Annotated in this window: 25 protein-coding genes; 11 read left to right on the forward strand and 14 right to left on the reverse strand. The window is 35.5% G+C overall.

What is annotated here, in order from left to right:
* Nucleotides 1–23 precede the first annotated feature (23 nt).
* The 14 genes from can to xrtF form a co-directional block, all read right to left on the reverse strand.
* The gene (gene can / locus ACFO7M_RS11675; protein ID WP_379735800.1) at nt 24–659 is read right to left on the reverse strand and encodes a carbonate dehydratase; all 636 of its coding nucleotides are present in this window, start codon (nt 657–659) and stop codon (nt 24–26) included.
* Nucleotides 660–727: 68 nt separating this feature from the next.
* Entirely contained in the window at nt 728–1,372 is a 645-nt protein-coding gene (locus ACFO7M_RS11680; protein WP_379716292.1) for a carbonic anhydrase family protein, read from the reverse strand.
* Nucleotides 1,373–1,377: 5 nt separating this feature from the next.
* Nucleotides 1,378–3,153 (reverse strand): SulP family inorganic anion transporter, encoded by a 1,776-nt coding sequence (locus tag ACFO7M_RS11685; protein ID WP_379735802.1) that lies wholly within the window; start codon nt 3,151–3,153, stop codon nt 1,378–1,380.
* A gap of 60 nt (nt 3,154–3,213) precedes the next feature.
* Complete coding sequence (locus ACFO7M_RS11690) at nt 3,214–3,504, reverse strand: hypothetical protein (protein WP_379716298.1); 291 nt, start codon at nt 3,502–3,504, stop codon at nt 3,214–3,216.
* 94 nt (nt 3,505–3,598) lie between these two features.
* Nucleotides 3,599–3,940, reverse strand: coding sequence for a heavy-metal-associated domain-containing protein (locus ACFO7M_RS11695; RefSeq protein WP_379716301.1), 342 nt, complete (start codon nt 3,938–3,940; stop codon nt 3,599–3,601).
* Between the two features lie 14 nt (nt 3,941–3,954).
* Complete coding sequence (locus tag ACFO7M_RS11700) at nt 3,955–5,952, reverse strand: TonB-dependent receptor plug domain-containing protein (protein WP_379735804.1); 1,998 nt, start codon at nt 5,950–5,952, stop codon at nt 3,955–3,957.
* 51 nt (nt 5,953–6,003) lie between these two features.
* Nucleotides 6,004–6,429, reverse strand: coding sequence for an HYC_CC_PP family protein (locus ACFO7M_RS11705; protein ID WP_379735805.1), 426 nt, complete (start codon nt 6,427–6,429; stop codon nt 6,004–6,006).
* Nucleotides 6,430–6,638: 209 nt separating this feature from the next.
* Nucleotides 6,639–6,851 carry a hypothetical protein gene (locus ACFO7M_RS11710; RefSeq protein WP_379716310.1) on the reverse strand — a complete coding sequence of 71 codons (213 nt, stop codon included), beginning with the start codon at nt 6,849–6,851 and terminating at the stop codon, nt 6,639–6,641.
* A gap of 17 nt (nt 6,852–6,868) precedes the next feature.
* On the reverse strand, nt 6,869–7,057 hold the full coding sequence (locus ACFO7M_RS11715; protein WP_379735807.1) for a hypothetical protein: 189 nt from the start codon (nt 7,055–7,057) through the stop codon (nt 6,869–6,871).
* Between the two features lie 147 nt (nt 7,058–7,204).
* Nucleotides 7,205–7,429, reverse strand: coding sequence for a hypothetical protein (locus ACFO7M_RS11720; RefSeq protein ID WP_379716316.1), 225 nt, complete (start codon nt 7,427–7,429; stop codon nt 7,205–7,207).
* Nucleotides 7,430–7,946: 517 nt separating this feature from the next.
* Complete coding sequence (locus ACFO7M_RS11725; RefSeq protein WP_379735808.1) at nt 7,947–9,305, reverse strand: MBL fold metallo-hydrolase RNA specificity domain-containing protein; 1,359 nt, start codon at nt 9,303–9,305, stop codon at nt 7,947–7,949.
* Between the two features lie 10 nt (nt 9,306–9,315).
* A complete protein-coding gene (locus ACFO7M_RS11730; RefSeq protein WP_379735810.1) occupies nt 9,316–10,140 on the reverse strand; it encodes an ATP cone domain-containing protein in 825 nt (274 codons plus the stop codon).
* 37 nt (nt 10,141–10,177) lie between these two features.
* Nucleotides 10,178–10,621, reverse strand: a complete 444-nt coding sequence (locus ACFO7M_RS11735; protein WP_379716325.1) for an exosortase F system-associated membrane protein — start codon at nt 10,619–10,621, stop codon at nt 10,178–10,180.
* The gene (xrtF, locus tag ACFO7M_RS11740; RefSeq protein WP_379716328.1) at nt 10,599–11,147 is read right to left on the reverse strand and encodes an exosortase family protein XrtF; all 549 of its coding nucleotides are present in this window, start codon (nt 11,145–11,147) and stop codon (nt 10,599–10,601) included. Before xrtF ends, ACFO7M_RS11735 begins: the two co-directional genes overlap by 23 nt.
* Before the next feature lie 71 nt (nt 11,148–11,218).
* On the opposite strand from xrtF, the gene ACFO7M_RS11745 reads away from it, so the two are divergent.
* From ACFO7M_RS11745 to ACFO7M_RS11795, 11 genes are all read left to right on the forward strand, one after another.
* The gene (locus tag ACFO7M_RS11745; protein ID WP_379716331.1) at nt 11,219–11,671 is read left to right on the forward strand and encodes a GAF domain-containing protein; all 453 of its coding nucleotides are present in this window, start codon (nt 11,219–11,221) and stop codon (nt 11,669–11,671) included.
* Nucleotides 11,672–12,586 (forward strand): hypothetical protein, encoded by a 915-nt coding sequence (locus ACFO7M_RS11750; protein WP_379735811.1) that lies wholly within the window; start codon nt 11,672–11,674, stop codon nt 12,584–12,586.
* Between the two features lie 629 nt (nt 12,587–13,215).
* On the forward strand, nt 13,216–13,485 hold the full coding sequence (gene rpsO / locus ACFO7M_RS11755; RefSeq protein WP_379716337.1) for a 30S ribosomal protein S15: 270 nt from the start codon (nt 13,216–13,218) through the stop codon (nt 13,483–13,485).
* Between the two features lie 148 nt (nt 13,486–13,633).
* Nucleotides 13,634–15,802 carry a polyribonucleotide nucleotidyltransferase gene (locus tag ACFO7M_RS11760; RefSeq protein WP_379716340.1) on the forward strand — a complete coding sequence of 723 codons (2,169 nt, stop codon included), beginning with the start codon at nt 13,634–13,636 and terminating at the stop codon, nt 15,800–15,802.
* Between the two features lie 277 nt (nt 15,803–16,079).
* Nucleotides 16,080–16,796 (forward strand): hypothetical protein, encoded by a 717-nt coding sequence (locus tag ACFO7M_RS11765; protein ID WP_379735813.1) that lies wholly within the window; start codon nt 16,080–16,082, stop codon nt 16,794–16,796.
* A gap of 11 nt (nt 16,797–16,807) precedes the next feature.
* Entirely contained in the window at nt 16,808–19,579 is a 2,772-nt protein-coding gene (locus tag ACFO7M_RS11770; protein ID WP_379735815.1) for a TonB-dependent receptor, read from the forward strand.
* A gap of 4 nt (nt 19,580–19,583) precedes the next feature.
* Nucleotides 19,584–20,843: a DUF4249 domain-containing protein gene (locus ACFO7M_RS11775; protein WP_379735817.1), complete on the forward strand. Its 1,260-nt coding sequence runs from the start codon at nt 19,584–19,586 to the stop codon at nt 20,841–20,843.
* On the forward strand, nt 20,831–22,519 hold the full coding sequence (locus tag ACFO7M_RS11780; protein WP_379735819.1) for a hypothetical protein: 1,689 nt from the start codon (nt 20,831–20,833) through the stop codon (nt 22,517–22,519). Before ACFO7M_RS11775 ends, ACFO7M_RS11780 begins: the two co-directional genes overlap by 13 nt.
* Before the next feature lie 11 nt (nt 22,520–22,530).
* Nucleotides 22,531–23,796: a DUF4249 domain-containing protein gene (locus tag ACFO7M_RS11785; RefSeq protein WP_379735821.1), complete on the forward strand. Its 1,266-nt coding sequence runs from the start codon at nt 22,531–22,533 to the stop codon at nt 23,794–23,796.
* A gap of 27 nt (nt 23,797–23,823) precedes the next feature.
* Nucleotides 23,824–25,068 carry a DUF4249 domain-containing protein gene (locus ACFO7M_RS11790; protein ID WP_379735822.1) on the forward strand — a complete coding sequence of 415 codons (1,245 nt, stop codon included), beginning with the start codon at nt 23,824–23,826 and terminating at the stop codon, nt 25,066–25,068.
* A gap of 26 nt (nt 25,069–25,094) precedes the next feature.
* Complete coding sequence (locus tag ACFO7M_RS11795) at nt 25,095–26,330, forward strand: DUF4249 domain-containing protein (protein WP_379735824.1); 1,236 nt, start codon at nt 25,095–25,097, stop codon at nt 26,328–26,330.
* The last annotated feature ends 6 nt before the right edge of the window (nt 26,331–26,336 follow it).

Here is a 26,336-nt window from a genome sequence, read left to right on the forward strand (position 1 = left end):
AATTTTTAGTTATTAAATTAATCTTAAATATCTAACTGATATAATTCGTGTAAATCTTCATTACTGGAAAAGTTCACATCCAAATCGGTAACATAACCCGAATTTAGTCCATAAACCCACCCGTGCAAAAACAATTCTTGACCGTTTTTCCAAGCATTTTGAACGATAGATGTTTTGGCCAAATTGAGTACTTGTTCCTTTGTATTGAGTTCAACAAATTTATTAAAACGCTCTTCTTCATCTTCAATCACCACCAGCTTGTCTTTATTCAATCGATAAATATCTTTAATATGTCTGATCCAGTTATCAATTATACCATACGAACTGTTTCCCATGGCTGCCTTTACTCCACCACAACCATAGTGACCACATACAATTACATGTTTTACTTTTAACACGTTTACGGCATAGTCCAACACACTCAACATATTCATATCGCTATGAATAACCATGTTAGCGATATTACGGTGAACAAAAACCTCACCTGATTTCGTCCCGGTGATTTCGTTCGCTGGAACCCGACTGTCTGAGCAGCCTATCCATAGAAGTGGTGGATTTTGTCCTTTAGACAAATCTTCGAAAAAGTTAGGATCTTGCCCTAACTTCTCTTCTACCCACTTTTTATTATTGTCCAGTATCCTTTTATAAAAATCGCTCATGTTATGTTTTTAAACAAAATTAAATTAGTAATTATTCCATTACTAAGGTGAAAGTTAATCAATATTGATTAAGCTTTTACGAATTCGCTATCATTATAGAATTGAACTTCTCCGGTTTCAACGTTATACATCGCTCCGATAATTCCAATCTCTCCATTTTCAATCATTTCAGCTAAAATATGGCTACGTTGCAAAACTGATTTTACCATTCTTTTCACATTGATCTCTGCAACGTTTTCAACGAATTCTGCATTTTTTGAAGTTCTTTCCTCTTTTGTAGTTTGCTCTTCGTAAACTGCTGGTTGCAATTTTGATAAAAGTTCTGTCAAGTTACCCATTTCAACATGATCACACGCCCCTTTTACTGCACCACATTTTGTATGACCTAAAACTACAATCAGTTTTGATCCAGCTACTTTACATGCAAATTCCATACTTCCTAGAATATCCGTATTAACAACATTACCTGCAATACGAATAGAGAAAACATCTCCCAATCCCTGGTCAAAAATCAATTCTGCAGATGTACGGCTGTCGATACAACTCAAAATCGTCGCAAACGGCCACTGTCCTTCGCTTGTATCATTTACTTGCTCCAATAAATCACGGTGCAATTTCAGATTATTAACAAATCGGCTGTTCCCTTCTTTTAATAATTCTAATGCTTTTTTTGGTGTTATTTGTGATTGTAATTCTTTATTTAAAGTTCTCATAATTATTATTTTGTTGTGTGTTCTACGTAAATGTGTTTTTCTTCTTCTCCGGTATTTTCTAACTCATAGGCTTTCTTAAAACCTACCAGTTTCACCTTGATATTTTCTTCTTTTGCTCTAATTTTTTTGAATTCTTTAATCAAATCCAACACATCGTGTGCAATATATACTGTATCCGAAGCATTGATTACAACTTTTGAATTTTCAGGAATTGAAGACAAAGTAGCCTTGATTGCCGCTTTATTTAGAAAGGAAACCTCTTGAGCCAAATCGATATGAATTACATCTCCATCCTGATATTCTTGCTTTCTGAAATTATACGCTCGTTGCATATTCCCTTTCAGAATAAAAATCACACTGATGATTAAACCCAAGGCAACTCCTTTTAACAAATCAGTAAATACAACTGCAATAGTTGTGGCAAAAAAAGGAAAATACAAATATTGATTTCTTAAAATTGTTTTCTTGAAATCCGGATTATTCATCCAGCGATTTACTATGTTTCCTATTTGTAACACTAAAAGTAAAGCAACAACACCCCAAGTAATCGAGGTGAACTCAGTATTATCATAAGCTACTTTCAAACCAATTAGGGATAAGATTAAGACATTGATACTTGTTGGCATAAATTTAGCAAAATGCTTAATATTAGGCACAGCCAATTTATAACCTACTAAAAGTAATACAGCAGCTAATGTAGCCAATGGAATTTTATTCAAAAGGAATGGTATAGAAACCGCACTCACAAGGAGCAAAATACCATGTGTAATTGCCGCCATTTTTGTTTGCGCACCGGCATTTGCATTGGCAGAAGTTCTAACCACTACTGAAGTCATCGGTAAACCACCTAAAAGGGAGCTAATAATATTTCCAACTCCTTGCGCTTTCAATTCGATATTGGTATCGGTATATCGTTTGTGCACATCCATGCGGTCTGCTGCCTCAATACACAAAAGCGTTTCAATAGATGCCACTACAGCAATCGTTATCGCAACAATCCACACTTCTTTATTACCAATATGCGAAAAATCAGGGAAAAGGAAACTTTGTTTGAATTCATCAAATGTTTTTGGAACAGGCAAACTTACCAAATGATCACCGGAAATGGCTAAAGAACTTCCCGAACTGATAAAAATCTGATTAATCGTAACACCAGCCACTACAGCAACTAGAGCTGCCGGAACTAATTTTAAATCGCGTAGAAAAGGAACTTTTGTCCATCCGATTAAGATACATAACGACACCAAAGCAACAATTACAGCTCCAGGATGAATGTTCCCAACTACAGAAAACAGTTCTGAAAATGTATTTTCACCATCGGGCTGCAAAAAAGAAAAATCTCCTTCGTAATCCTTATCATACCCTACTGCATGTGGAATTTGTTTCAAGAAAATAATGATACCGATACCTGCCAACATCCCTTCAATTACATTATTAGGAAAATAGTTGGAAATTGTGCCGGCTTTAATAAAACCCAAAACAATTTGAAAGATACCAGCAATCAAGACCGCCAACAAGAAAGCTTCAAAACTTCCTAATGAGGTAATTGCTGTCAACACAATTGCGGTTAATCCCGCTGCGGGACCTGAAACGGAAATATGTGATTTACTCAATGAACCAACCACAATTCCACCTACTACTCCGGAAATAATCCCAGAAAACAACGGAGCACCCGATGCCAAAGCGATACCTAAACACAAAGGCAACGCTACTAAAAAAACCACTAATCCAGCAGGAATGTCTGAACTAAGGCTTCCAAAAATATTTACTTTTTTTGTCATAACCCTAAACAATTTTTAAAACAATATTTTGCTCCGGAACTTTTCCGAAGAACTATTAGTTTAAACTTGTTCGGGAGGAGGAAAGAATGATAGTGAATCAGAAGAATAATCTTTCAATAAATATTCTTCAAAATTGTTTTGAGTAGTCTCTTTAAAAATGAAATCTTGAAAAACATTCTTTTCAAACACAACTTCGGCTTTCACTTCTTTGGTGTTTTTATGTTGTTCTTCTTCCTCCGTAATATTAAAAGTAAACGCCGCATCATTTTTCTCATTGATTATACAAACGACAATCGAAGAAAACTGAAACAGTATAAAAACCACTAATACTATTTTGGTAAAAAATTTCATGAGGCGAAAATATCACTTTAATATCAAATATCAAAAGACTTAACATTTTCTTATCAAGAAAAAAGCCTTGATTCAAGATCAAGGCTTCATTGTATTATTTCACTCTTTCGTATTGACAGCAGGCGTGAAGTTTTTCATAATCAGCATCTGTGGCTTTTACATTTTTGGTATCGTGACCTGCTTTTGCAATGGCTTTTTCCACCTCTTTCATATTGCACTTTTCCTCATTCAGAATTAAATGCAAAGTTGTGTCATCAGCATGCCAAACTGCGCTTTTCACGCCACTAACCGAAAATGCAGCTTTTTCGATACGTTTCTTACACATTTCACAATTACCATTGACCTCAACATTATACTTGGCATTTTTATTCTTTTTTTCCTGAGCCAATGTTGTTAATCCAATCATAAGCATCACCATCAAAACTAGATTCTTCATATGTTTCTTTTTTATTATTTTACTTTAAAACGCAGTCCGGCATAGAACATTTTTCCAAAAACCGGCGCATATACAACAGACGTATCAAAATTTGTTCCAAAAGGAGCATCTGCACCTACAATTGCTTTTCCTTGCTTATAATTTCCTAAATTCTCAGCACCAACATACATTTCAAAAGTGGATGAAAAAGTACGGGTTATTTGTGAATTCATCACTATAAAAGAAGGAGAAACTGACGGCAACTGACCTTCAGTATTTGGCAATTGTTGTTTTCCAAGCCAGTTCAGCGTATAATCAAACCTCCATTGCTGCCCTTTTTCTTTGATATGCGTTTCAAACTCTAAATTAGTAAAAAAACGATGCTTTGCCTGTAATGGTCTCTGAAAACTACCCGAATTGTAATCCGTTTTGATATCATAGTATTTATACGCCGAACGGAAATTCAAGTGTTTGATAATTTCAGTATTGAATTCAACCTGCAAACTATTTGCGAAAGATTTCCCTTTCAGGTTGTAGAAATCTACTTGACCGCTTCCTTGAAACAAGTCTACAACCACTTGATTTTGGAAGTCGGTACGGTAAAAATCCACCGAAGCATCCGATTTCATTCCGAACAAGTCAAATTTCTGCAAGAAACCAAATCCATAATTCCAGGCAATTTCGGGATCCAATCCGTAAATTTTACCTCCATTATCTAGTACATTAAAACTTCTAGAGCTACCGAACAATTGTTGATTTTCAGCAAAGATATTAGCCGAACGCTTTCCTCTACCTGCCGAAAAACGAATAACAGCACCTTCCCACGGATTGTAACGCGTATGCAATCTTGGTGTTGCAAATACTCCCAATCGATTATGATAGTCCATTCGGCCGCCTAAAATCATACTGAATTTATCCCCATCATCATATGTATATTCAAAAAACGCACCTAAAGAGTTGTCTCTTCGGCTCACATCATCAGTGTTTACAAACTCCTGATAGTCATCAAAAGCAAAATTCAATCCAGTTGAAAATTTATGCATGGTATTATTGATAATCGAATTGAAAATCAGATTAGAATACCAGCTTTTTTGCTTTATATCATACGTTCGTAAACCAAAATACGATTGTTGGCTATGTGAAGTATAGGCATTTTGAAATCCGATACTTTGGTAGGGCATATCCTTCCATACATAGCCTAATTTAGAAGAAAAATCGAAACGCTCGGTATTGATTTCAGAACCCCAATAGGTTGTAGTCAATTTATGCACATTCGGATCAAAATCTATCTGACCAGTTTGCTTTTCATCGTTCATATATCTGAAATTTAAAAAGCTCACCCATCCTTTTTCTGGATTAGCGTACTGCCAGCGATTCATAACATTTATTTGATTTCCCAATGGATTATCAAGAAATCCATCATCATTCATATCGTTTTTAGCCACACGCATATTGCCGTGAACCAACAAACTAGTAGACCACAAACTATCTATTTTTTGTGTAAGGTGCGTATTCAATTCGAAACGCGCATCGGTAGAACCGTAGGTATTCAAGAAGAAAGGGATTTCTTTAGCTGGCTTAAGCAATTCGGTGTTGATTTGACCGGAAATACTCTCAAAACCATTAATAACACTCCCCGCACCTTTGGTAATCTGAATGCTTTCCACCCATGTTCCGGGTGTAAAAGACAATCCAAAAGCTTGTGAAGCACCACGTACTGATGGGATATTTTCTTCCGCTATCAATAAATACGGACTAGTTAGTCCCAGCATTTTAATTTGCTTCGTTCCCGTTAAAGCATCCGAGAAATTGACATCAATAGACGGATTGGTTTCGAAACTTTCTGCCAAGTTACAGCAAGCTGCTTTTAATAATTCTTTACTGGATAAGACAGTAGTATTTGTTGCTTTTAGTAATGATTTTTGTGTTTTCGCTCTTTTGGCTTCAACCTTTACAGTCTGTAAAGTATCCTGCGTTTGTGCAGAAGCATGTAGAGATAGAAAAACAACAAAAAACATAAATATATTTTTCATTGTATTAGTAATTAAATGTTTATAAAATCAAATCCGATTAAAAAACATCAATCACGCGTAGAAAATGTACTGGGAGTATAATTGGTATAAAGGCGGAGCGTTCGTGTCACAGTAAAACGAAGGGTTTTCACTTTTCTCTACGACTTCATCAGTAGAAAAATAGGGAGAAGAATTCCAGAAATCGAAACCTGCAAAAGTTGCCAAATCCAAATGAAAGGTTTTGACTAAAACATTTTCAGTAGTTGTTTTTTCGATTTCAACTTTACTGTTTTTACAACATGCCTTATGGCTATTTTCTTGTCCGCAACATGCTTTATTAACTTCAACTTTCTGTTCTACACAAAGTTCTTCGGTTTTATAACTAAAAGAAACACCAGAAATCTTTCCTTCACAATAATGCACACTGAAAGCCATTCCAACATTGGAAACCAATATCAGAAATGACAATAGAAATACTATGTGTTTTTTTATTTTCATGTTGCTAACTGGGACCAAAAGTAGGCATTTTTTAGAAAATCAATTATAAAATCTTGTTAATTGATTTGCTCCGTATTCGCAACATTTAATCCTAAATCACTTTTTACCAAAACTGCTAAAGGTTTCTAACATCTTACCACAGTCAAGTAGAAACTACACAAAAAAGGTTGCCTTTTCAGCAACCTCCTTTTTATTTTTTTGTTCAAACTCTATTTGGCATGTACTTCATATCGTTGAATATCAAGAACAGCTTCGTTATTATCTAGCCTACCATTACCGTTCGCATCGTCATAAAAAACGGCCGTAATCGTATTACCAAATCTTGATGTAGTTACTTGTACATTTCGAACTGCGCCACCACAAATTGAGGTCAACTCCTTATCGTTTAACCCGTGATTTTTTAAATCAGTTATCCTTTTCATCTTACTTGCATTAATTATTAAACAGCTTCATTACTGATTTGGATTTGTCTTCTAAACTGCATGGTAGTTGTAATCTTGTCACCCGAGCTTAAAGTCCCGTCTCCATCCACATCGGTGTAATAAATAACCGTTACATAAGTATACCCGTCTCCTGGGCGGTATTCTTGATAATGCCTTCTAGTTTCTCCGCCTCTAATACAAGTCATTTCTGATTGTTTTAAGCTTTGTGATTTAAAATTTTCAATAGCTTTCATATGTATTACAATTAAAATTAGGATTCCCAAATATTTTTAAGTCAATTGGGTTTTGACATTCATTCTACTGCGATGATCAAATTGGATTTTAAATATCTTTTATTCCAATTGAGTAGCAACACAGGTTAATGAAACTTCCTCTGATAATATTTGATCACCAGCACCTAATTTTCCATCACCATTGACATCATTATAAGTATAAACACGTACGTAAAACGTACCATAAATAGGTCTGCAGGCAGTTCTTGTTTCACCAGCACCTTTAACCATAGCCTTTGCAATTTTGCTTAACTCATTGTTTTTGAAGTTTTCGATTGATTTCATTATTAAAAAATTTTAACTTATTACTTTTCCAACATTTTAAGTCAATGGAATTTCTGACTACTGTCTTTTTGTTTTCTTTCAAAATTCTTCAGAAGCCGAACAAGTGAGAACAGTGAGTCAAAATTCATTTTTTAAATTGTCATTTGAAAATCACAAAAACATGATTTTATAAAAAAATGCACAAAATAAAAATCACAACTCATTAATTATCAATAATAAAAATAAAAAAAACATATAAAAGCAATTTACATTTCAAGAAAGAGCCAACATGCTATTACCAACATAAAAAGTGGTTATAAATAATTAAAACATAAACTAATGATTGGGCAATAACTAATCGAAACGAAAAATCGTTCAAGAAAATATTGGATAAGAAAATGCCATTCATGGAACAACAATAGACATTTTCCGTAGCATACAATGTGGGGAGAAACATTAGAAACCACAGCATGAAGTTGCACAACAGCCGCTAGCCTATATGAAGTAAAAGTGATTTAATTTGAATGAAAAAATCTTGTCAATTGATTTCAAAAACTTGTCCGATATAAGGTATTTCGCAAAAGACATCGTACTTCTCTTCCACTTTTGTTTTTAGAGCTAGTAATGCATTTGTTTCACCATGAACCAAGAATATTTTTTCTGGTTTGGGTTCAATTTCAGAAAGCCATTGCAATAAATCTTCCTGATCGCAATGGGCCGACAACCCTTCAATTTCAGTTATTCTAGCTCGGACAGCGTAGTAATTACCATATATTTTTATTTCTTTCGCTCCTTCAATCAACTGACGCCCACGAGTTCCTTCGGCTTGGTAACCCACGATAACCACCGTATTTTTACTATCAACAATATACCGTTCCAAATAACTTAAAACTCTACCACCAGTAACCATTCCGCTGGCAGCAATAATCACTTTAGGTTGATCATCATAAATGGTTTCGATGGTTTCCTCGTAATTGGTAATCATTTGAAACATATCACACATGGCTTCACAATCCTCCAGTTTCAACTTGTGCCATGTTTTGTTTTCCGTAAACAAGTCAATCACCTTTATTCCCATTGGCGTATCAATAATATAGGGCATTTCGGGTATTCTACCCTGTTGCTTTAATTTCCAAATAAGATACATAATGGTCTGTGCTCTTTCAACAGCAAAACTTGGAATAATGACATTTCCGCCCATGGCAAATGTTTCGTTAATACACAATTCCAAATCTTCCATTGGATTGTTATCCGGATGCAGGCGATCGCCGTAAGTACTTTCCAGAAAAACATAATCGGCATTTTGGGGTTTGACGGGTGCAAAAAGTAAATCATCGTTATCTCTGCCAACATCCCCAGAAAAAACCAAGGTTTTACCTTCCAGTTTCAATGCGATGGAGCAGGCACCCAAGATATGTCCTGCATAAAAATACCTAGCGGAAATTTCGGCATCGAGATCAAATTCTTTATCCAATGGAATAACCCTAAAGAAAGGCACAACGCGTTCTGCTTGTTCCACAGTATAGAGCGGTTCAGCAGGATTGTGCTTGGAATATTGTTCCTGATTGGCTTTTTCTGCTTCTTCTTCTTGGATTTTTGCTGAGTCTAATAAAATAATTCTTGAAATCGCTTTTGTGGGACCGGTACAATAAATCTTCCCTTCAAAACCCTGATGAATCAATCTGGGCAACCAACCACAATGATCCAAATGACCGTGTGTGAGTAGCACATAATCGATGGATGAGGGCAATACTTCAAGCGGTTGCCAATTGAGATTACGAATTTCTCTTACTCCTTGAAACAAGCCACAGTCGACTAAAATCCGTATCCCATTGGATTCGATTAGTGTTTTAGAACCCGTTACGGTTCCTACACCTCCAAAAAATTGTATTTTCATAGCACTACTTTTATGTACATAATTCAGAAACCTCTTGTAGAATATTCTTAATTCGTTTGGCACTCAGTCCGATGTGATTTAAATCATCACTTGTTGTTTTCAATTGGTTGGCCACTATCACATCCAGTGAAAGCAACTGTTCCTTTTCGTTACGTGACATAGTCGTCAGGCAAGTAATAGGATACAGCCCCGTCTTATCAATCAGAGCATGCAAATTATTCCCACTAGGATAACTCCAACTCAACAATTGGAGTCCAGCGCATTCGGCAAACTGAATGGCATCTTCAGAAAACCGGTTATTGGTAGCGATTAAGCAGACATTGATGTGTTCCTCTTGCTCAAAAATGGAATGCGACCGCTCTTTGAGATCGTTAAACCGAGAAAGGGTGTACATTGGCACTTTGACATCGGAAACAATATCCCGGTTGGCATGAAATTTACACTCTACCATCGTAAGCTTGTTGTCTTTCTTAATTACCAGGTCGACTTCATGCTCTATACATTTCCCATGCAGATTCAGATTCATTCTAGTAGCATACCCTAATACTCTAAAAAGATGGGAGATATACTTTTCAAAATAAAAACCTGCAGGCCCCAGAAGCTCAAAAGAAGCTCTCAAATTGTAACGGGCCGCTTTGGCACTTGATTCCTCTTTCAATCTGTCAAAAGCCAGTTTGTAAATTTGTTGAGTAGTCATTCCATCGTAGAGATGAGTAGCTAGATTTTTCAATATACTTTGAATGGTAGGTTGATCGGCACCTGCTTTCAACAAAGACCTTTCGAGTTTTACTTTCTCAAAATCGACAACTTCTCCGGAATGCTTTACCACTTTCATTTTGTAACCAACTAATTACAATAAAGTTACGCAATATTTATGAAGTTTTTTTCTGATAAAAGAAGGCAGGGATAAATACTACTAAAAAAAGAGGCTGAATAAGGAAACGCCTCACGTAAAACAAGGTCATTTTATGGTTTTCACTTCCGTAAAACAATAGAAAAAACATTCCAACAAGAAGTAATACAAGGAACAGCATAAAAAGAATCGAGGAAAATCTTACTATGGAAGTATCTTTAAACAGCACATAAAGAATGGCTAATGAAATACCCGCATTGAGTACATATCTGAAAACCCAGTGCAGGAAAAGCTGTCCAACTTTGTAATCGGGATAAGGTAAGGCGTTGTATTCCGATTTGAAATAAGCGATGAAAGGATCATAAAACAAAACATTTTCAAAAGCCCTAACAGCTACCAATAGTCCGACCAAGAAAAAACTCAAGGCGATTTGCCATCTTCTATTTTGATTTCCCTGAAGCATACGCAGAATAATTATTCACCCAAAAAAGCCATAATAAAAAAACCACACCATAGATAATCAATGGAAAAATAACCCCATGCAGAAAATGTTCCTGTTCTGGAAAATGGTACACCAATACCGTCAAGAGGACGATTCTGAAAATATTGAGAAAGTACACCAAAAGACTCCCCCCTAGTAAAAACAAAACGGTAGGTTTTAGTCTACCGGAAAAAGCGATTATGAAGGCCACGAATAGAATAATGACACTAATGGCATTACAACCTTCGACGATCCGGGCGACATATTTCCCTTGGTATATGATTTGAGCATAGTTATGGGGTTTATCTTCAACAACCGAAGCTTCAGCATCAATTCCTTTTAACACCCATTCGGTTTGGCGAGCTACCAACTTGGTTACCCCATCCATTTTCACCTCATCGACAGATGCCAAATACAACCAATACACAACAGTCAACAGCAAGTATGACAAAAAGAATTTGCCAAGAAATAACAAGAAAGGTTTGTACTGTTGGAAATAGTTAGTCAAAATGATTTTTTAACAAATTTATATAAAAATTAAAATTGGCGTTCGTTACTTTTGCATAAAAACGAAATAAAATGACATTTGACGAATTACAACCCAAGGTTACCGAAATAACGAATTCATCAGCAAGTAGAGACGAAAAACTACTACAAATTTGCCAATTATTACAAGACAACATTAGCTATTACAATTGGGTAGGTTTTTATTTTGCGAATCATGAAGCCAAGACATTGCACCTTGGGCCTTATGTGGGTGCAGAGACCGACCATACTGTGATTCCTTTTGGGAAAGGGATTTGTGGACAAGTAGCCGAGTCGAATGCCAACTTTGTGGTACCTGATGTATCGGCACAAGACAATTATATTGCCTGCAGTTTTACGGTTAAATCTGAGATTGTTGTTCCGTTATTTGTTGATGGAGTAAACATTGGACAGATTGACATTGACAGCCATGTGATTGATCCCTTCACAGAAGCCGATGAGCGTTTCTTGGAATTTGTAAACAGTGAAGTAGCGAAGTTATACTAAATGAAAAAAGCATTCCTGCCTTTTTTGGGTTGTATTCTTTTATTGGTATTCTGCAAAAATCAGATTGGTCAAAACGAAACCGATTTTCATCCCAAAACCTTTGGATACAATCGGACAGCAGTACCTTTATTTTTCAAAGAACTCATTCAAAACCACAGGAACGACTTTCAGGCGGTTGATTCATCATCCTTTAAAGATGCTGTAAGGAAACACTCTATTAAAGAAGCAGATTCGGTAAACGTTACCACATTTTACACATTCCATATACTACATAAGCTTTTCACGAGCCATTCTGCCTCTAATTATTCTAGAGGCGACCTATTAAATATCCCGTATTTCTGGCATTGGACCACTCCAAATCCGAGGTATGGGATAATTGATTTGGAAACTAACCGAAAATTAATTGAAAAGACACCTCCTAAGGAGTTTTCAAAGTACAAATCCTTTGCAGATATCGACCGTACGCCCTATTTATTCCTGAGTGATTTAGTAAGTGAAAAACCAAAATACAACACTCCAGAATGTGGTAATTTCAATACTTTCGGGTGGTGTAGCGAACGCGAAATGGCTTTTGTTTCATTATTAAGCACGATGGGTTACGAGGGCAAGGTTATCACCAGAGGCAATCACAGTTGGTCCGAATTTATTGTTCCGTTACGAAACAACCAAAACTCCACAAACTTTTTTAAAGTCACCATCGACAATACTTTTGACAAGATGGAATTAGAAAGTATTCCAGCCAACCGTATTCCGGAATGGAGAAATCAAAAAAATGACGGTTTGGGAGACTGGTACAACCAAAAAGCACATACCGAAACGGAACTGAAACCAATCAGAAATCTTCAAATTACATCGACTGCTGCACAAGATATTGAGAACAAAGTGGTAGCTTATCTTTTGAGACAAAGCCCTTGATCGAAGCCAATCTTATTTTTGATTAACCAATTAACCGATTGATGGATTTACTAATTTTCGTGCTTTGTCATTACGACAACGGAGAAATCATACAATCTAAGTCTTCCAATGGTTTAGCAATCCAATAACCCAATACAACTTGACTTCGATATTTTAACAGGCACCATATCCATAACTCAACCACTACACTACACTATACTTCAATACTTCAATACTTCATTTATGGCACTTATTAACAAGTACTACATTAGCCACCTACTACTTCCATAACATTTTTATACAATTGAAACAGAACGAAACGCAAAAACAACTCAGTCTTTAAGTAGACTTTAACATATCATATATACGACATATATACGCTATATATACGCTATATATACGCTATATATATAGAAGACAATAATGTTACTTACCCTACTCACTCACTTACAACTATTTGAAACAACCCTTGACCTTTCTATTTCGTATTCAAAAAGCAATAGCATTACACTCGACATTACCTTCCATCTCTAAATCAAAATTTTAGCATCAAGTTCAAAATAAAACTTGTGATATTCAAAAATAGTTTTACCTTTGCACCCGTATTGGAATTATCCAATCTACATAATAATCATTTAAATAATATTAGCATGTATTTATCAAAAGAAACAAAGGCTGAAATTTTCGCTAAACACGGAGGTAAAGCTGAGAACACTGGTTCTGCTGAAGGGCAAATCGCTTTATTCACATTCAGAATCAACCACTTAACTGAGCACTTAAAAAGAAATCGTCACGATTACAACACTGAGCGTTCGTTAGTGAAATTAGTAGGTAAAAGAAGAAGTCTTCTTGACTACTTAAAGAATACGGAGATCAACAGATACCGTGCGATTATCAAAGAATTAAACATCAGAAAATAATCAAGATGAAAAGAGGTGCCCGCGCGCCTCTTTTTGTTTTATATATTTATACAAAGAAAAGTTTGGTTTTTCATTGGGTTTCAGACAACTACACAACAACACACAACAACACGACTAAGACCCTTTGTTTAATTTAGAATTACATTTTATGATTCCAAAAACATTCCAAGAAGTTATCGATTTAGGTGACGGAAGAAGTATCACGATCGAGACTGGGAAATTAGCCAAACAAGCTGACGGATCAGTAGTTGTTCGTATGGGCGATGCCATGTTACTAGCAACTGCTGTATCTGCAAGAACATCAAATCCTGGTGTGGATTTTTTACCGTTAACAGTAGATTATCGTGAAAAATTTGCTGCGGCAGGTCGTTTTCCTGGCGGTTTCTTCAAGAGAGAAGCACGTCCAAGTGACAGCGAAGTATTAACTATGCGTTTAGTAGACCGCGTATTGCGTCCGCTATTCCCGGATGATTACCATGCAGAAACGCAGGTAATGATCCAATTAATGTCACATGACGACAATGTAATGCCTGATGCTTTGGCTGGATTAGCTGCATCGGCGTGTTTAGCTGTTTCAGACATTCCATTTTACAATTTAATTTCCGAAGTACGTGTTGCACGTATTGATGGAAAATTAGTAATCAATCCAAGCAGAGAAGAATTAGCATTATCTGACATCGATATGATGATTGGAGCATCTAAAGATTCGGTTGCGATGGTGGAAGGTGAGATGAAAGAAATTTCAGAAGCTGAGATGGTAGAAGCTATCAAATTTGCGCACGAGGCTATTAAAGTTCAAATTGCTGCTCAAGAAAGATTGAGAGTTGCAGTTGGATCACCAGCTTACAGAGAGTACGAAGGCGAAGTGGAAGATGAAGCAGTTTATGCAAAAGTGAAAGCTGCTGCCTATGACAAATGTTATGCTATTGCACAAGAAGCTTCTGGAAAAAGTGAGCGTGGTGAGAAATTCGCTGCGGTTAAAGAAGAAGCTAAAGCTTTATTCACAGAAGAAGAATATGCTGAAAATGCAGATTTAGCTGGTTTAGTAGGAAAGTATTTTTACAAAACCAACAAAGAAGCTGTACGTAATGTTATCCTAGAAAAAGGATTACGTTTAGACGGTAGAAAAACGACTGAGATCAGACCAATTTGGTGTGAAACCGATTATTTACCATCGGTACACGGATCTTCATTATTTACTAGAGGAGAAACTCAAGCTTTAGCGACAGTTACCCTTGGAACATCAAGAGAAGCGAACGTAATTGATTCTCCATCAGAACAAGGTGAAGAAAGATTCTACTTGCACTATAACTTCCCTCCTTTCTCAACTGGTGAAGCAAAACCATTAAGAGGAACTTCACGTCGTGAGGTAGGACACGGAAACTTAGCGCAAAGAGCGTTAAAAAATATGATCCCTGCAGATTGTCCTTACACTATCCGTATTGTATCTGAAGTATTAGAATCGAATGGTTCATCTTCAATGGCTACAGTATGTGCTGGAACAATGGCCTTAATGGATGCTGGAGTTCAAATGGTAAAACCAGTTTCTGGTATTGCTATGGGACTAATCACAGACGGTGAAAAATTTGCTGTATTGTCTGATATTTTAGGAGATGAAGATCACTTAGGAGATATGGACTTTAAAGTAACCGGAACCGCTGATGGTATTACTGCATGTCAAATGGACATCAAAATTGATGGTTTACGTTATGACATCATGGAGCAAGCTTTAGGTCAGGCACGTGATGGACGTTTACACATTTTGGGTAAATTGACTGAAACAATCGCTACACCGAGAGAAGATGTTAAGAAACATGCACCAAAAATTATTACACGTACTATTCCTGGAAACTACATTGGTGCTTTAATTGGTCCTGGTGGAAAAGTAATTCAAGAATTACAGAAAGCTACTGGAACTACAATCGTTATCAACGAAGTTGACGAGCAAGGTGTAGTAGAAATTTTAGGTACAGATCCAGACGGAATCGCAGCAGTATTAGCTAAAATTGACTCGATCATCTTCAAACCGGCGGTTGGAGAAACGTATGAGGTAAAAGTAGTTAAGATGTTAGATTTCGGAGCCGTTGTTGAATATACAGCAGCACCTGGAAATGAGGTTTTACTACACGTATCTGAGTTAGCTTGGGAGCGTACAGAAAAACCATCTGACGTAGTCAACATGGGTGATGTATTCCAAGTTAAATATTTAGGTATCGATCCTAAGACACGTAAAGAGAAAGTGTCAAGAAAACAATTATTACCACGTCCTCCTCGTGAAGAGAAAAAGGATGACAAAAAAGATAATTCACAAGGTTAATTAAGATTATTTAATTCGTGAAAACCCCTAAAGGAGCAATCTTTTAGGGGTTATTTTTTGGAAATATATTGCAAAACACCTGCTACAATTTATAAAATGTATCACAATTCTTAACATTTTTGTTAAAAAAATGAAAATCATAAATACTTAAAAACCAAGTAATTGAAAGCATTCCTTTGTATTATTTTAAGATTTTTTACGGTTTTACCATAATCATACGTAAGAAATTTCTTTTATTCTGTTATTTTTACATAAAATTGCAACAAACTCAACCATCATGCTTAAAATTGGATTTTTATCTTTTTTGGTTTTTTTAAGCCTTAAAACCACTACCGCTATTTCTCAAAACAACAGAGAAAAAGAAATGTATATTGTACTTGACCAAGATTTAAGTTCAGGCAATGAACTCATCAATAACGGAAAATTACATATTAACAATGAGGACACCTATAATAACGAACACCGTTATTTTCAGGAAAACATACTCTATACAGAAGAAATAAAATTCAACAACCAGGTTTATTATAATAACAAAATAAAGTACGACATCTTCAAGGATGATCTATTATTGAATCCAGAAAATCAATCGGAGAAAGTATTGGTGGTACTCAACAAATCGAAGATTGCCTATTTCACTATACAAAATCGAAAGTTCGTACCTATACAACTACAAAAAGAAAAGCCGTTCGAATATGTTGAAGAAAATCTTCGCACGAATGCCTTTACTTTTTATATAAAATACAAAAAAACAGATAAGGAAATAATTCAAGAAAACAGCTTACTTACATCCTATATACAAGACAACAGCTACTTTATAAAAATCAACAACACGATTACCGAAGTAAAATCCAAGAAAAGTATTCAAAATTTATTCCCACAGTGCAAATCGGAAATTAACACCTATTATACGAATTACAGAAAACTCGAAAAGGAAAACAACATAAAATTCATGGAGAATTTAATGTTAACCATTAATAAATCATTCAAAAATTAAATTGTAGCTCCATGAATAAAATAGTTTTACTTCTATCATTTATATTTTTCAACTTGTCTTACTCACAAGACAACAACGCAGCTGTACAACAAGAAAACACACTTTCTTTCGAGTACTCTAACATTAATTTAAAAGCAATTCTCTTAAAAATTGAAGGAATAACAACCTATAAGTTTTACTATCAAGACAAGTGGATGGATGACTCTGTCTTACTATCTGGGGAATTTAAAAACAAAACACTCACTAGTGTTTTAGATAAACTTTTCGAGGATACTGAAATCAATTATTTCATAGACAATAACAAAATCATTTTAACACACAAAAGTCTAGTATACTCTAAATTACCGAAAGATTTCTTTCTAAAGGATGCAAGTGCAGAGCAAAAGAAAACAGTATCACCAGTATTTTTTCAAGAGTTCGATTCTAACAAAGAAGATAACGAATCTATTTCATTAATTGGAAAAGAAAGTCAGAACAGTACACAAAATGCATTGTTTACATTTTCGGGTTTTGTACGAAACAAAAAAAACAACGAACCTATTAGCGATGTTAACATACGCGTAAAGAATACAGAAATAGTAGTAACTACGAATCAAGAAGGATTTTACGAACTTAAATTACCTTCAGGTATTTACACGATAACAACAGACATCGGGAATTTCAAACCTACGGCTAAAAAGGTAATGATTTACAGTAATGGTAAGCTCAACCTGACATTAACTGAAAAAGTAAATCAATTGAACGAAGTAGTGATCAAACGCAGAAGCAAACAAAAATTAAGAACCGCGGTTACGGGAGTGACTACTATTGAGGCTGAAGGTATCAAGAATGTTCCTTTGGTTTTTGGAGAAAGAGACGTACTTAAAATAGCAACGACTATTCCTGGAGTAAAAACTGCTGGAGAAGGTTCTTCGGGTTTCAATGTTCGAGGTGGTAAAGAAGATCAGAATTTATTTTTACTGGACAAAGGTACCATTTACAACCCTTCACATTTCTTTGGTTTCTTTTCGGCTTTGAATCCTTATGTAACAAAAAAAGTAGACATTTACAAAGGAAGTATTCCGACAGAATTTGGAGGTCGATTGTCTTCCGTTTTCGATATTACATCAAAGAATGGTAACAATGAAAAATTCCAAGGCGAAGCTGGTATTGGACCTGTTACCAGTAACGTTGCGCTTTCTATCCCAGTGGTAAAAAACAAAGCCAGTTTACTTGTTGGTGCACGAGGTACCTATTCTGGATGGATTTTAAGAAGTTTAAAAGAGGAGAAATTAAAAGAAAGCGAAGCTTCTTTTTATGATTTCGTAGCCAAATACAACCATAAAATTAACAAGAACAACACGATAGAATCCACTTTATACTACAGTAATGATAAATTCAGCATTACAGCCGATTCGTTGTTCAAGTACAGCAATAGATTGGCCACATTAACATGGAAGCACAATTTTAATTCCAAAAACAATGCAGAAGTCACCTTCACCAATAGTAAATATAAGTTTCAAATTGATTACAATGGCTTACCTGAGAACTCGTATCGATTTGGCTATGATAATGGCGAATCGCAGATGATTTTGAAAGCAAGCACAGTAATCAATCCAAAAAACAAATTAACCTATGGATTATCGACCAAACTGTATACCATCAATCCGGGATATATTAATCCAAACAATGACAATTCCAACATACAATCCAAAACTATCGATTTAGAGAAAGGATTAGAAAGTGCATTATTTATATCGGACAGTTATAAATTCTCGGATAAATTATTATTAGATTTTGGAATTCGCTATTCTGTATTTAATGCTATGGGTCCATCAACCCAAAAGATTTATGAAGAAGGGCAACCCAAAAGTGAAGCCACTCAAGTGGGTGAAGAGAAATACAACAACAATGAGATTTTCAAAACCTACCAAGGCTTTGAACCGCGTGTTGCTTTACGCTATTCCATTAACGACGATTTATCAATTAAAGCTGGTTACGATAAAACCTATCAATACATTCATTTATTGTCAACCAACACTACAATGTCACCAACAGACACTTGGAAATTATCCGATTTGAATGTACGACCGCAAAGTGGAGAACAACTATCGGTTGGAATTTTCAAAAATCTTAACTATGAAGACTTAGAGGTAAGTTTGGAAGGTTATTATAAAAAATCTAAAAATATTTTAGATTATAAAGTTGGCGCTAATCTGATTTTAAATGACGATTTGGAAACAGAATTATTACAGGGAGAAGGTAAATCGTACGGAGCGGAATTATTACTAAAGAAAACCGAAGGAAGACTTAACGGATGGGTAAGTTACACTTATTCAAGATCTTTCATTAAATTAGATGGTAAATTTGAAGAGGAAAAAGTAAATAACGGAGAGTATTTTTCAGCCAATTTTGACAAGCCGCATGATTTCAGTGCTGTTATGAATTATAGATTAACCAAACGTTACAGTTTCTCTGCCAATTTCATATACCAAACAGGTAGACCTGTAACGTATCCAGTTGGTAAATACGAGTACAATGGCGTTGAATACACACTTTACAGTGATCGTAATAAATTTAGAATCCCGGATTATTACCGATTGGATATAGGAGTCAACTTTGAAGGAAATCATAAAATCAAAAAGTTAGCGCACAGTTTCTGGAACTTTTCAATATACAATGTATTAGGAAGAAACAACCCGTATTCGGTATTTTTCGTAACCAAAAACGGCGAAGTCAAAGGATATAAAACTACGATTTTCAGTGTTCCAATCCCAACGATTACGTACAATTTCAAATTCTAAACCAATGGCAAGATTATACAAACTTTTACTATTAACCGTACTCTTTTTACAAAGTTGTACGGAGCCTTATGCCTTGCAAACAGAAGATTTTGAAGACATTATTGTAATTGAAGCTACGTTGACTGATGAATACAAATACCAAGAGGTAAGAATAACCAGAAGCTTAAAATTAGCAGAAGACGAACCCGAAACAGTATCGCAAGCCACTGTATTTATTACAGACAGTAACGGGAACCACTTTGCATTTTCAGAATCTAATGGGAAGTATGTTTCACAACAAGAATTCAGAGCCATTCCGAATGTAACTTACCAACTGCATGTTACTACAGCAGATGGAAAGACCTACACTTCGACTCAAGAATCAATTGCATCACTTTCCAATATTGATGATCTGATTGCAGAAGTTCAAAACAGCAATGAAGAAGGCAAAGGAGTTCAAATCATTTCGAAAAGCACCAAAACAACTAGTGGCAATGAATATTACAGATATACCTATGAAGAAACCAATAAAATAATTGCCCCAAAATGGATACCTTACCGAGGTGTAGTTGAGTATTATAGCCCACCACCCGTTTCAAGTCCAGATTTAGGTTATATTTATATGGAACCATGGCCATATGAAGCCAAAATCTGTTATGCGACTGAAAAATCAAAGGATATTCTGATTGGTAATACTTCATTAAACAACACAGATATATCGGCCAATCTTGTGCGGTTTATCAAAGTTGATGATTATAAAATTGCCCACAGATACTCGATAGAAGTCAAGATGTATACCCAAAGTCAGGCGGCCAACAACTATTATGATGCCATGAAAAGAGCCTCCTCATCGGGAAGTTTACTGTCACAGACACAAAACGGCTTTTACAATGGAAACATTAGAAATCAGTCGAACCCAAAGGAGAAAGTAGTGGGTTTCTTTGATGTTTCTCACATGTCTAAGAAAAGGATTTTTTTCAATTTCGACACTCTTTTTCCAGGTCACAAGAGGCCGGAATATCCGTACTATTGTCCAGACAGCAATGACCCAAATGCAGCAAACATGAGTTTTCAGGTTAAATTTTGTGGGCAAAACGATCCTAGTAGTGATTGTGATGGAGATTATGTTTTAAGTTCTGTATCCAATCGATCTAAAACCGTTTATGAATTCGATCCGTCCTATGAGATTGGTATTAAATTAACTTCGGTTTCTCTACGTAACATTCAATGTGGTGATTGCACCTCTTTTTCGTCAAACTTAAAACCTATATTTTGGATAGATTAAAATTAACATTCAGCCTTATAGCCATTTCATTATTTCAGTTCGCTTTTTCTCAAGGTAACGAAGTAAATGGCAACAACACAGTAGTAAAAGAAAAGGTGTACATCACCACCAATTCCAACACCTTTTTGACGGGTGAGAAACTCTATTTTGCTGTTACTTGTTTGAATACAACTAAAAACACAATTTCTGAATTCAGTAAAATAGCGTATGTTGAGCTTATTAATGACGAGAAACAAGTTGTTTTTAAAAACAAATTATTTTTAAACAACAGTAAAAGCAATGGCGAATACTTTATTCCAGGTACACTAAAGACAGGTACTTACAAATTGATTGCCTACACCAATTGGATGTTGAATGAAAACATCATTGACAGTAGCATTTTGGACATCACCATCATTAATCCTTACCAACCGCTAGACCCTAAAAAAGTTGTCGTAAAAAATGAAGTGGTAAGTCAGCCCATGACCAATAATGATGCAAATTCAGCTTTTAACTTTGAAAAGAAAACCTATGGTAAAAGAGAAAAGTTGATGCTTCGTTTGAAGGAAACCCCATTAATCGACAAAGCAGGATCGTATACATTGAGAGTGTTCAAAAAAGATAGCCTTTCTAACCTTACACCACAAAACACAAGCCTACAAACAATCACTAAAAAGAGCGGAACTATTCTTATTCCTGAATTTAGAGGAGAAGTTATCGCTGGAAAAATAAAGCCCAAAAAAGAAGTTGGAGCAGAGATCAAAAATATTAATATCGCCTTATCTATAGTAGGTGACAATTCCTTTTTCAAAATCGTAAAAACAAACTCTCAAGGTGAATTTGCCTTTACAATTGAGTCATCTTATAAAACGGACAAGCTACAGTTACAGATTTTAGACAAAGAGAATGACGAGTATACAATCGAAATGGCAAATCAAGATGCCTTGGATTATTCTCAACTTACTTTTAATCCTGTTACCATTTCGCCAACGATGAAAAAAGCTTTGGAAAACAGATCCGTTGCCAGTCAAATTGAAAACGCCTATCTCGCTTCTAAAAAAGATTCTTTGGCTGTTATGAGTACACCCAAAATTGATTACCTTAAGTTTGACCTTGAATTCAAGTTGGACGACTACACCCGTTTTCAGACACTTAAAGAAACATTAACCGAGGTTATTTTTGGTGCGTTTTACAAAACCGTTGGAAAGAGAAATGAAATTCACATCGTTGACAACATTAAAGAATACGAATTATCACATCCGGCACTTGTGTTAATCGACGGATTCTATATTCAGGATGTTAATGAATTATTCAAATACAATGTTGACAATGTAAAGTCTATAAGCTTGATTAGAGGAGGTTACTATTATGGCACCAAGATCTTTAATGGAGTCATCTTTATTAAAAGCAAAAACAATGATTACGAGAATACCAACAAAAACATTTATTTAATTGAACCTGAATTACTGAGACCAATACAAGATAAAAATTATTTCAGTATTGATTATTCAACAAATGACTATACCAGAATTCCAGATTATAGATACCAATTGCTTTGGAAACCCGATGTAAAACAAGAAGAAAACGAAATTCATTTTTATACTTCTGATATTTCAGGAACATTTGAGATTGTTTTGGAAGGTATAGATTCTAAAGGAAATAAAATACTACAATCCGATTCATTTGTAGTAGAATAAACAACAACACGATGGTAAAAAGAGGACAACATCTACTACTTCTATTCAGTTTCATTTTAATTTGGAGCTGTACGGAGCCCTATGCCCTACAGACAGAAGATTTTGAAGACGTTATCGTTATTGAAGCTACGTTGACTGATGAATACAAATACCAAGAGGTAAGAATAACCAGAAGCTTAAAATTAGCAGATAACGAACCCGAAACAGTATCGCAAGCCACTGTATTTATTACAGACAGTAACGGGAACCACTTTGCGTTTTCAGAATCTAATGGGAAGTATGTTTCACAAGAAGAATTCAGTGCCATTCCGAATGTAACTTACCAACTGCATGTTACTACAGCAGATGGAAAGACCTACACTTCGACTCAAGAATCAATTGCATCACTTTCTAGCATTGATGATCTGGTTGTGGAAGTGGAAAACAGTAATGAAGAGGGCAAAGGGGTACAGATCGTTGCAAAAAGCACTAAAACAACAAGCGACAATGAATATTACAGATATACCTATGAAGAAACCAATAAAATAATTGCACCTCGATGGATACCTTACAGAGGTGTGGCAGTATATTATAATCCTCCACCTACTACAAGTCCTGATTTGGGTTACATCTATATGGAGCCATGGCCATATGAAGCCAAAGTATGTTATACGACTGAAAATTCAAAGGATATACTTATTGGTAATACTTCCTTAAACAATACAGCTACATCTTCAAATCTTGTTCGATTTTTAAAAGTTAGTGATTATAAAATTGCTCACAGATACTCGATAGAAGTCACGATGTATACTCAAAGCCAAGCAGCCAACAATTATTATGACGCCTTGAGAAGGGCCTCAACAAATGGAAGTTTATTGTCTCAAACACAAAATGGCTTTTACAATGGAAATATAAGAAATATTTCGAACCCTACAGAGAAGGTAGTAGGTTTCTTTGATGTTTGTCATGTGTCTAAAAAAAGGGTTTTTTTCAATTTCGACTCTCTTTTTCCAGGTCACAAGAAACCGGAATATCCTTTCTATTGTCCCGACAGTGAAGACCCAAATGCTGGAAATTTTTCTCATCCGGTTGCATTTTGTTTACCTCAAGAGCCATTACCCGGCTGTGATGGAGAATACGTATTAACAACAGTTTATCATCGAGTTAAATCCGTTTATAAATTTCTTCCTAACTATCAAATTGGCGTTCACTTAACTCAAGTTGATCTAAGAAATATTCAATGTGGTGATTGCACTTCTTTCTCATCCAATATAAAACCTCCGTTTTGGATTGATTAAAAATTAATCTTCGTTTAAAAAATGAATATGAACAAAACAATTAACCAGCTTGTTTCTCTCCTTTCGCTACTCCTACTAGGCTGTACGGAGCCCTACGCACTTCAGACAGAAACTTTTGAAAGTGCATTGGTCATAGAAGCTACAATCACGGACGAATATAAATTCCAGGAAATCAAACTATCGCGTACTTACCGATTAGAAGAAGATGGTCCCGAATCTGAAGTGGGCGCAGTAGTCTATGTAACAGACAGCAATGGCAATCGGTACGATTTTACAGAAAATGGAGACAAGTATATTTCGCAACAAGAATTTGCCGCTAGTGCCGGTATAAATTACCAGTTACATATTGCTACTTCTGATGGTAAGATTTATAATTCAACTGCAGAAAAATTAAATTCAACAACAAACATTGAGGATTTGGAAGTTGTAAAAGGAACAAATAGTCATGAAGAAAATGGTCTTCAAATTTTTGCTAGAAGCACACCATCTTCAGGCGCAACAGAATACTATCGTTATGTTTATGAAGAAACAAATAAAGTAATTTCACCGCATTGGATTTCGCAACGAGGAATCGTTTTGCCAATCTTACCAACTCCTCCTGAGGATCCTACAGAATATGTTGTTATGGAGCCTTGGCCCTATGAAGCAAAAATTTGTTACTCTACAGAAGATTCGAAAGAAATTCTGCTCGGAACAACATCTACAAATACAAGCACTTCCAATAATTTTCCTATTCGATTTTTAAAAGACACTGATTACAAGATAGCCAACAGGTATACCATTAAAGTTACAGTATACAATGAGAGTCTTGCTGCATACAATTATTATGATGCGTTAAAAAAAACAGCAGCTGGCGGAAGTTTGTTATCACAAAATCAACCGGGATTTTATAATGGCAATATTAAAAACGCCACGAATCCGATAGAGAAAGTTATTGGTTTTTTTGACGTTGCCCATGTCAGCAGCAAAAGGATATTCTTTAATTTTGAAGAGTATTACCCCAATCAGGAAAAACCCGATTACCCTTATTATTGCCCAAAAATGACTTTAGACAATGAGCATGAATTCAAATACAGATATTGTTTTTGCTATGGACAGCCTAACTGTCCGAACAACCCTATTTGTGGTGGATTTTATGTATTGACAACCGTGAAGAATAGAGAAAAAGCCGTTTATATTTTCGGAAACGAATTTATCCATTTAACGAATATACAATGCGGAGATTGCACCTCCTTTTCATCTAATATAAGACCTTCTTTCTGGATCGATTAAAATTAATCTTCATTATAATAGTGAATATGAAAAAAACAATCAACCTAATCCTATCTCTCCTGCTACTACTAATTTATGGTTGCACGGAGCCTTATGGACTTCAGACAGAGACCTTTGAAAGTGCAATAGTAGTTGAAGCTACCTTAACCGATGAATACAAACATCAGGAGATAAAACTATCGCGCACTTACCGATTAGAAGAAGATGGTCCTGACATCGAAGTAGGAGCAGTTGTCTATGTAACCGACAGTAATGGCAACCAATACAATTTTACCGGAAGCGGAGATAAATATGTTTCGCAACAAGCATTTGCAGCTGTACCCGATGTGAATTACCAATTGCATATTATTACAGCTGATGGTAAAACCTACACTTCAAGTAATGAAAAAATCAATTCATTAACGAACATTGACGATGTTACAGTTACTGAAGGCTTGAACAATAATGGTGAAAGAGGTGTACAAATTCTTGTTAACAGTACTAAAACCACGACTAACAATGAGTATTATCGTTATTATTATGAAGAAACACATAAAGTAATTGCCCCTCAATGGATACCAGAAAGAGGTGTTGCATTTTATTACGATCCGCCACCAGCTTTTAGCCCTATAATTGGAGAGGTACATGTTGAACCTTGGCCATACGAAGCCAAAACCTGTTACTCGACAGCAAAATCTCAGGAAATCTTAATAAGCAATACGGCTCTAAACAGTACGAATAATACCGTTGACCTAATCCGTTTTATTAAAGTAGATGATTATAAAATCGCCAATCGATATTCCATAAAAGTAACAATGTATAATGAAAGTCAGGAATCCTATAACTTTTATGATGCATTAAAAAAGATTTCTTCGACAGGTAGTTTGCTATCTCAAAACCAACCCGGATTTTTTAGTGGCAATATTAAGAACCAAGCTAATCCAACCGAAAAGGTAATCGGTTTTTTTGATGTGGCACATATTTCCACACAACGTATTTTTTTCAATTTTGAAACTATTTTTCCAAACGATCCAAAACCGCCATACCCTTATGATTGTCCTCCAATAAATGCATTCAATGAACTCGAATATACATTCAACATGTGTTTTAGTTTCCCTGGTACTGCAAGCGATTGCCAAGGCGAATTTATTTTAAACACACTCGACTTGAGAATAAAAACGCTTTACAAATTCGGAAGAGATAAAATCATGCTGGTCAATTCACAATGCGGAGACTGCACAATATTCTCCTCTAATGTAAGACCTACTTTCTGGGTTGATTAAAATTAA

Origin of the sequence: Flavobacterium sp. GCM10023249, assembly GCF_042653365.1 — a bacterium.
In the GTDB taxonomy this organism is placed as follows: domain Bacteria; phylum Bacteroidota; class Bacteroidia; order Flavobacteriales; family Flavobacteriaceae; genus Flavobacterium.

Excerpts from the sequence above, each read along its gene's own strand:
- ACFO7M_RS11680 (WP_379716292.1), bottom strand. The coding sequence starts at position 1,372 with ATGAGAACTTTAAATAAAGAATTACAATCACAAATAACACCAAAAAAA.
- ACFO7M_RS11725 (WP_379735808.1), bottom strand. The coding sequence starts at position 9,305 with ATGAAAATACAATTTTTTGGAGGTGTAGGAACCGTAACGGGTTCTAAA.
- ACFO7M_RS11785 (WP_379735821.1), top strand. The coding sequence starts at position 22,531 with ATGGTAAAAAGAGGACAACATCTACTACTTCTATTCAGTTTCATTTTA.
- ACFO7M_RS11795 (WP_379735824.1), top strand. The coding sequence starts at position 25,095 with ATGAAAAAAACAATCAACCTAATCCTATCTCTCCTGCTACTACTAATT.
- ACFO7M_RS11770 (WP_379735815.1), top strand. The coding sequence starts at position 16,808 with ATGAATAAAATAGTTTTACTTCTATCATTTATATTTTTCAACTTGTCT.
- ACFO7M_RS11745 (WP_379716331.1), top strand. The coding sequence starts at position 11,219 with ATGACATTTGACGAATTACAACCCAAGGTTACCGAAATAACGAATTCA.
- ACFO7M_RS11730 (WP_379735810.1), bottom strand. The coding sequence starts at position 10,140 with ATGAAAGTGGTAAAGCATTCCGGAGAAGTTGTCGATTTTGAGAAAGTA.
- ACFO7M_RS11705 (WP_379735805.1), bottom strand. The coding sequence starts at position 6,429 with ATGAAAATAAAAAAACACATAGTATTTCTATTGTCATTTCTGATATTG.
- ACFO7M_RS11750 (WP_379735811.1), top strand. The coding sequence starts at position 11,672 with ATGAAAAAAGCATTCCTGCCTTTTTTGGGTTGTATTCTTTTATTGGTA.
- ACFO7M_RS11715 (WP_379735807.1), bottom strand. The coding sequence starts at position 7,057 with ATGACTTGTATTAGAGGCGGAGAAACTAGAAGGCATTATCAAGAATAC.
- ACFO7M_RS11790 (WP_379735822.1), top strand. The coding sequence starts at position 23,824 with ATGAACAAAACAATTAACCAGCTTGTTTCTCTCCTTTCGCTACTCCTA.
- ACFO7M_RS11710 (WP_379716310.1), bottom strand. The coding sequence starts at position 6,851 with ATGAAAAGGATAACTGATTTAAAAAATCACGGGTTAAACGATAAGGAG.
- ACFO7M_RS11685 (WP_379735802.1), bottom strand. The coding sequence starts at position 3,153 with ATGACAAAAAAAGTAAATATTTTTGGAAGCCTTAGTTCAGACATTCCT.
- rpsO (WP_379716337.1), top strand. The coding sequence starts at position 13,216 with ATGTATTTATCAAAAGAAACAAAGGCTGAAATTTTCGCTAAACACGGA.
- ACFO7M_RS11695 (WP_379716301.1), bottom strand. The coding sequence starts at position 3,940 with ATGAAGAATCTAGTTTTGATGGTGATGCTTATGATTGGATTAACAACA.
- ACFO7M_RS11765 (WP_379735813.1), top strand. The coding sequence starts at position 16,080 with ATGCTTAAAATTGGATTTTTATCTTTTTTGGTTTTTTTAAGCCTTAAA.
- ACFO7M_RS11760 (WP_379716340.1), top strand. The coding sequence starts at position 13,634 with ATGATTCCAAAAACATTCCAAGAAGTTATCGATTTAGGTGACGGAAGA.
- can (WP_379735800.1), bottom strand. The coding sequence starts at position 659 with ATGAGCGATTTTTATAAAAGGATACTGGACAATAATAAAAAGTGGGTA.
- ACFO7M_RS11690 (WP_379716298.1), bottom strand. The coding sequence starts at position 3,504 with ATGAAATTTTTTACCAAAATAGTATTAGTGGTTTTTATACTGTTTCAG.
- ACFO7M_RS11700 (WP_379735804.1), bottom strand. The coding sequence starts at position 5,952 with ATGAAAAATATATTTATGTTTTTTGTTGTTTTTCTATCTCTACATGCT.
- ACFO7M_RS11775 (WP_379735817.1), top strand. The coding sequence starts at position 19,584 with ATGGCAAGATTATACAAACTTTTACTATTAACCGTACTCTTTTTACAA.
- ACFO7M_RS11720 (WP_379716316.1), bottom strand. The coding sequence starts at position 7,429 with ATGAAATCAATCGAAAACTTCAAAAACAATGAGTTAAGCAAAATTGCA.
- ACFO7M_RS11735 (WP_379716325.1), bottom strand. The coding sequence starts at position 10,621 with ATGCTTCAGGGAAATCAAAATAGAAGATGGCAAATCGCCTTGAGTTTT.